Here is a 6,371-nt window from a genome sequence, read left to right as displayed (position 1 = left end):
GGGTTCGGACTCTGATCCAAGTTTTCCTGCTGTTTGTGTCCGAAGTTGACCCGGGTTCGGTCTCTGATCCAGGTTTTCCTGCTGTTTGTGTCCGAAGTTGACCCGGGTTCTGACTCTGGTCCGGATTTTCCTGCTGTTTGTGTCCGAAGCTGGACCGGTTTCTGACTAAAGCACACTAATTTCGTCCAAACCTGCTGCTGGCTCAGCCGTATCCGCTTATACCTATTTTGATAGGGAGCTGCCTGCTGCAGGGAATACTTCAATTGCTATACCAGGCGTCCGAAAGATGCCGCACGGCCATTTCCAGCTCTTCCTCCGACATCAGGGCAAAACCCAGCAGTATGGTATGGTCCTCATTCATTCCAAATTGCGATACCGGGTATACTTTAACCCCTGCATCAGCAGCTTTCTTAATAAGTTCTTGTTCGGTCATCCCATTATTCGGACGGACCAGGATGTGCAAACCTGATTCCTGCCCGATTACTTCAGCACAAGGAGGAAAGTACTTCGAAATAGCTGCGATGAGACTGTCGCGTTTTTTACGATAAACGACCCTCATTTTCTGGATATGCTTATCCCAGTAACCCTCCTCGAGAAATTTAATTAAAACCTCCTGATCTGTCCGGGAAACAGTTTGGGCATAAAAGAAGTAATCTTCCTGATAAATTTTCAGCAAAGGCCTTGGAAGGACCATATAACTAATCCTTAAAGAGGGAAGCAGGGCTTTTGAGAATGTGCCCATATAAATGACTTTTTCATCCTTATCCAATCCCTGCAGAGCTGGAATCGGCTTGCCTGTGTAGCGGAATTCACTGTCATAATCATCTTCAATGATATAACGGCCAGGCTTTTCCTTTGCCCATTTTAAAAGCTGCATCCTTCTGGCAATAGGCATAATCATACCGCAAGGGAATTGGTGGGAGGGAGTGACAAAAACGATGTTTGCTCCTGACTTTTTCAGCTTTGATAAAATAAGTCCATCTTCATCAAGTGGAATGTCCCTCACCTTGTCCATTCCTTTTTCAAAGATGACGAGCTTGCGGTGATATCCCGGATTTTCGACTGCAAAAATACTTCCTTCCAGCAGCTGCAATAAAGTTTTCATTAGATATTGTGTTCCTGAACCAAGAATGATTTGGCTGGGGGAACAGTTTACTCCCCTGGATTTATAAAGATACTTCGCAATCTCGTTCCGCAGCTCCAGCTCTCCTTGAGGATGGCCAAGCAATAGAACCTCGCCATTATCCTTTGTCAGTACTTGATTTGTTAATTTCCGGAACACAGAAAATGGGAAGGTCCTGATATCCACTCCGGAATGAGTAAAATGATATAGGTACATACCCTCAATATGCTTCTTTTCTTCAGCGATAGGCTCTTCACTTGAAGAAAAATGGTATTGTTCAACTGCACACACAAAATATCCTTTGCGAGCCTTCGATTCGATATAACCTTCAGCCATAAGCTGTTCGTATGCAGATTCAATTGTGTTCTCACTGACCTCAAGATATCTGGCAAATTTCCTTTTGGAAGGGAGCTTTGCCATTACGGTCAGATTGCCTGTCTTAATTTCGTTTTTAATATATTTATATAATTGCACATATAGTGGTTCACTGCTGGTAAACTCCAGGTTTGGAGTTAACTCGGACATTAATCTGACCCCCTTTGATATTAATAATCTGACCCTTCTAACAACACCAGTTATTATCTATAATACATGATAATAACAACAATAGTAAGGAGACACACAACATGAGTAATTCACGCAGGCTGGGACTGGTCATGATCATAAGCGGAGCTTCTTTGTGGGGATTATCCGGTCCAATGCTCCAGTGGTTTTTTCAGGAAACCCGCTTATCATCAAGCGATTATTTAGTTATCAGATTAATTACGGCAGGCATCTTCACGCTCATTTTCCTATCCTGCCGGAAAGTAAATGTATTTGCGATATGGAAATATCCCCGCCACTGGATACAGCTTCTTCTTTTTGCTGTTTTGGGAATGCTTGGAGGGCAATATGCTTTTATTGAAACCATTCAGGTGAGCAATGCGGTTACAGCCACCCTGTTTCAATTTGCTGGCCCGGTGCTAATCACTATTTATGTGGCAATTGATTCCAGAAGATGGCCAGCCAAGATCCATTTGCTTGCCATTGTCACCGCTCTATCAGGGATTTTTCTGCTTATTACTAATGGATCTCTGGACCAGATTCTGTTATCGGATAAGGCTTTAATAATCGGGTTTTTAACGGCACTGGGATTTGCCTTTTATACATTGCAGCCTGTTTCCCTCATTAAGACCTGGGGAACGATGACAATCATCGGATGGGGAATGCTGATTGGAGGTATCGTCCTATATTTGCTAAGGCCATCATTCAGCTTTGCCAGCATGGCAGGAGCCCTTAATTTCGGTACATTATCTATGTTAATTAGCATCATAGTGATCAGCACACTCTCATTCTTGTTATATATAGGGAGCTTGAAGTATTTGTCACCAACAGAAACCAGTCTTTTATCCAGTATCGAGCCTCTTGTAGCAGCTTTGATATCCTTCTTGTGGCTAAATGTAACCTTTGGAAGCTATCAATTACTGGGCGGTGTTTTCATCATTGCAGGAGTACTATTCCTATCAATGAAAGAAAAAGAAGAGGAAGTCATTATTTTGCAGCAAAAAGGGGCTTAATCTATTTACTTTTCAATCATTAAGAAATCCAATAAGCCTTATTAAACAATCGGTGAAGCGGTTCTCCTTTCCTATGATACGGTTAAGATATCAAATGAACGAAAGGGGAACTCGCTGTGGAAGCACAAAAAATTCAAGAATATGTAATAGAAGAACCTAAAAAAAAACAAAAGGCAATCGGGTTTGCGAAAGGATTATCATTGACCCTTTTCCTTGCGGTTCTGGCTGGACAAATTGCCCATCTTCCCTTTTTCTCCATTCTCGGAATCATGATCCTATCCATTCTGCTGGGAGGCATTTGGGGAAATACGCTATCTGTCCCTGTGGAGGCTCATTCAGGTGTACAGTTTTCAAGCAAGGTATTGCTTCGTGCAGGGATTATTTTACTGGGCTTTAGGCTGAATTTGCAGGAGATTATATCAGCAGGCTTTTCCATCATGCTCATTGATGTAGTGGTCATCGTTTTTACCATGAGTTTGATCCTTCTTTTGGGCAAAGTATTCAGAATCAATAAGAAATTGTCCGCTTTACTTGCAGCAGGCACTGCTATTTGCGGAGCGGCAGCCATTATTGCGATTGCGCCAATTGTCAAAAGCAAGGAAGAGCAAACCGCTGTGGCAGTATCATGCATAGCCGTTTTAGGGACCATTGGGGCGATTTTGTACATTGTTTTGTTTCCCTTGCTGCCTATCAGCGAGCAGGAATATGGTGTATTAGCCGGAGCAACACTGCATGAACTCGCCCATGTAGTGGCGGCAGGGGTCCCGGGCGGAGATGTCAGCAGTGACTCTGCCATTCTTGTAAAACTGGGAAGAGTGCTGCTGCTGATACCAGTTGCCCTTATCATAAGCTTTGTTTACAGCAGAAAAAACAGCGGTAAGAGCCGCAATATAGGAAAGCTGCCAATCCCGTGGTTTATTTTCGGATTTCTCCTTACCAGCCTGATCAATACTATTTTCCACATACCCGGGAGCATCATCAGCATCTTTTTGTTATTGAGCACCTACCTCCTCGCAATGGGTATGGCAGGGCTGGGGCTTAATATTAAATGGAAAGACTTTGTGAAAGTTGGCTTTAAGCCTGTTGCTGTTGCCATTGCAGGCTTCCTGGGTCTTCTTGCCATAACCCCACTGCTGCTCTTACTATATAAAATTTTTTAAATGTCCCCTAATCGATTACAATAGATTGAGGGAAGTTACATGTTTGAAGGAGGATATCCATGAACCTCGACTATCTGAAAGTATTTTATGTCACCGCAAATAATAAAAGTTTTTCCCAGACTGCCAAAGATCTTCACCTCTCTCAATCAAGTGTCAGCCTTCAAATCAAACAACTCGAAGAACAGTGGGATTGTCAGCTCTTTGAACGGACAACCAAAAAAATCTCGCTGACACCCGCAGGGGAAATCCTCTATCATAAAGTCAAAAAGCTGATAGCTTTAATGAATGAAACTGAAAATGAACTGGAAGAATTAAAGGGAAGTGTACATGGGGACTTAAAGGTTGGAGCCAGCTTAACAATCGGGGAGCATGTACTCCCCTTTTTATTAGCCGATTTTTCGAGTCTCTATCCAAAAGTCAGCCTGCATTTAAATGTATATAATTCCAGGCATATCGTTGAGAAACTATTAAATCATGAAATTAACTTAGGGTTCATTGAATCCATGCTCTCCTATCCGGCCTTAAAACAAGTTCCTTTTGCCAAAGATGAGCTGATTATCATAGCCTCCCCTGAAAATAAATTCATTAAGACGGACAATATAACCATCGAGGAGCTCCTGTCAGTTCCTATTATTATCCGTGAAAAAGGATCAGGAACACGGCAAGTGATGGAGGATTCCTTTAGAAGATGCCATGTAGATGCATCCAAATTGAATGTCATTATGGAACTGAAACACACCGAAGCCATAAAAACATGTGTCGAAGCAGGATTAGGAATTTCAATCATCTCAAAATCCGCTGTAAAAAAAGAACTTCGGCTCGGGACTTTAAAACAATTACATATAGATGGACTTACGATGCAGCGCGATTTCTACATGATCTATCATGAGGAAGCCCTGAAACATACCAGCAGAAAGCTGATGGAATATATATCATCGAGACATTGAGGGATTAAATAAGGAAAAACGATAAGACATATAAAAGCTCAGAGTCGCAGACTCTGAGCTTTTGTCAATTAAGCGTCTATTTTAATATTAACCTGGCTATCAGCTTTATCTTCCATTCCATTTGTATCTGTACTGCCTAAAATATAATAATCAAGTGTACTTTTAGGTATTTGATTGTATTCTTTCCTTTTATATAGATAGAATGCTAATCCTAATACTGTCCAAACGATTAAGGCGATCAGTGAAGGTGCTCCAAGTGCAGATGGGGACCCGGGAACGAGCAGCAGGCCAAGAAATGCAAGTCCGCTTAGTGCTCCTATCAGAGCAACCAGTTTTTTGCCGGGTGAGACCATTTTTCCATCACCTGCTTCTGTCCAGCTGAATAGCTTATAGGCTGTGTAACAAGTATAAAAGTAGGCAATAGTTACTCCCGTTGCTGACATGTCAACGATCCATAACAGGACTGGACGCCCAAACCACGGAGCAAACAGGCACAGGGCACATGTGAACAGGATCCCCACATAAGGGGTGCCATGCTTCGGGTGAAGCCTGGAAAATGCTTTGGGAACTACTTTAGCTCTCCCCATCGCAAACAATAAACGGCTGGAAGATACATAGAATCCGTTAAGCCCTGTGAAAACACCCATACAAAGGGAGATTGCCAGCAGAAGTACTCCGAAGGCACCTAAAGTATCAGAAATGACATCACCTGTCCCCCAAATCGGCTTTCCGGCAACAAGGTTTTGCCATGGCATTGCCACTGCTGTTGCAATAATCATGAAGGAGTACAGAGCACAAGCTACAATTAACGAATATATGATAAGCTTAAATGCCTTTTTGGGAGGAAAATCAAACTCTTCAGCTGCCTGCGGGATATTATCAAATCCAACATATGCCCATGGAGCAATAGCGATGATGGCGATGATTCCAGAAAATGCAGGAATCCCCGGTTTAAAAAAAGGCTGAAGATTTGACAAATCTGAAGATGGACTTAATAACATGCTTAAGGTGAGCAGAAACACACCGGCAACAAGGATGATACAGAATATATATTGGAGACTGCCAGAAATGGATGCACCCTTTATATTAAAATAGGCAAAGATCAGAAGTGCTGCAGTCGCAATCACTACTTCACCCAGATAAACCTGCCAGCCGCCTATTTCATATAACAAAGCGGTGTTTGTCAGCGAAGGCAGCATAAACTTTCCGAGCAAGGCCAATGCAGATGCATTCAGGGCGACAATACAAATATAGCCAAGGGTCAGAAACCATCCGCAAATAAAAGCATGATTCCTCCCAAATCCGATATATGCATAAGCAAATTCTCCGCCCGAAACAGGATACTTTTCAATTAAAACCCCGTAGCTGACAGCAATCACCATCATTAATAATGCACCAATGGTTAACCCGATCACCGCACCAATTGGACCTGCTTTCCCCATCCATTCCGCCGGCAGAATAAAGGCTCCCCAGCCAATGGCAGAACCAAGCGCGATAGCCCACACCCATTGCGGCTTAAACGTTTTTTCCAGCTGTACCCTTTCTTCCATGTTTTCCCCTCCATTATTAAGGCTTCTCTCAAATC

At 42.8% G+C, this 6,371-nt stretch carries 5 protein-coding genes; 3 read left to right on the top strand and 2 right to left on the bottom strand.

Going from position 1 to position 6,371, the window contains the following annotated elements:
* Positions 1–259: 259 nt before the first annotated feature.
* Positions 260–1,648: a MocR-like pyridoxine biosynthesis transcription factor PdxR gene (gene pdxR, locus AC3WTL_RS01855; RefSeq protein WP_492368858.1), complete on the bottom strand. Its 1,389-nt coding sequence runs from the start codon at positions 1,646–1,648 to the stop codon at positions 260–262.
* A 101-nt stretch (positions 1,649–1,749) separates the two neighbouring features.
* Here pdxR and AC3WTL_RS01850 point away from each other — a divergent pair, with 101 nt between their 5' ends.
* The 3 genes from AC3WTL_RS01850 (at position 1,750) to AC3WTL_RS01840 (ending at position 4,786) form a co-directional block, all read left to right on the top strand.
* The gene (locus AC3WTL_RS01850) at positions 1,750–2,679 is read left to right on the top strand and encodes a DMT family transporter (protein WP_197249483.1); all 930 of its coding nucleotides are present in this window, start codon (positions 1,750–1,752) and stop codon (positions 2,677–2,679) included.
* Positions 2,680–2,795: 116 nt separating this feature from the next.
* Positions 2,796–3,839 (top strand): YeiH family protein, encoded by a 1,044-nt coding sequence (locus AC3WTL_RS01845; protein WP_163140844.1) that lies wholly within the window; start codon positions 2,796–2,798, stop codon positions 3,837–3,839.
* Positions 3,840–3,898: 59 nt separating this feature from the next.
* Positions 3,899–4,786: a selenium metabolism-associated LysR family transcriptional regulator gene (locus tag AC3WTL_RS01840; protein WP_226617623.1), complete on the top strand. Its 888-nt coding sequence runs from the start codon at positions 3,899–3,901 to the stop codon at positions 4,784–4,786.
* Between the two features lie 68 nt (positions 4,787–4,854).
* Here the strand turns inward: AC3WTL_RS01840 and AC3WTL_RS01835 are convergent, their stop codons facing one another.
* Positions 4,855–6,336: an APC family permease gene (locus AC3WTL_RS01835; RefSeq protein ID WP_492368857.1), complete on the bottom strand. Its 1,482-nt coding sequence runs from the start codon at positions 6,334–6,336 to the stop codon at positions 4,855–4,857.
* Between the last annotated feature and the right edge of the window lie 35 nt (positions 6,337–6,371).

The sequence above is a fragment of the Cytobacillus sp. EB106-05-05-XG126 genome, from assembly GCF_058791715.1.
The sequence above is the reverse complement of the archived record's forward strand: the minus strand, read 5'-3'. Positions and strand labels throughout refer to the sequence as shown.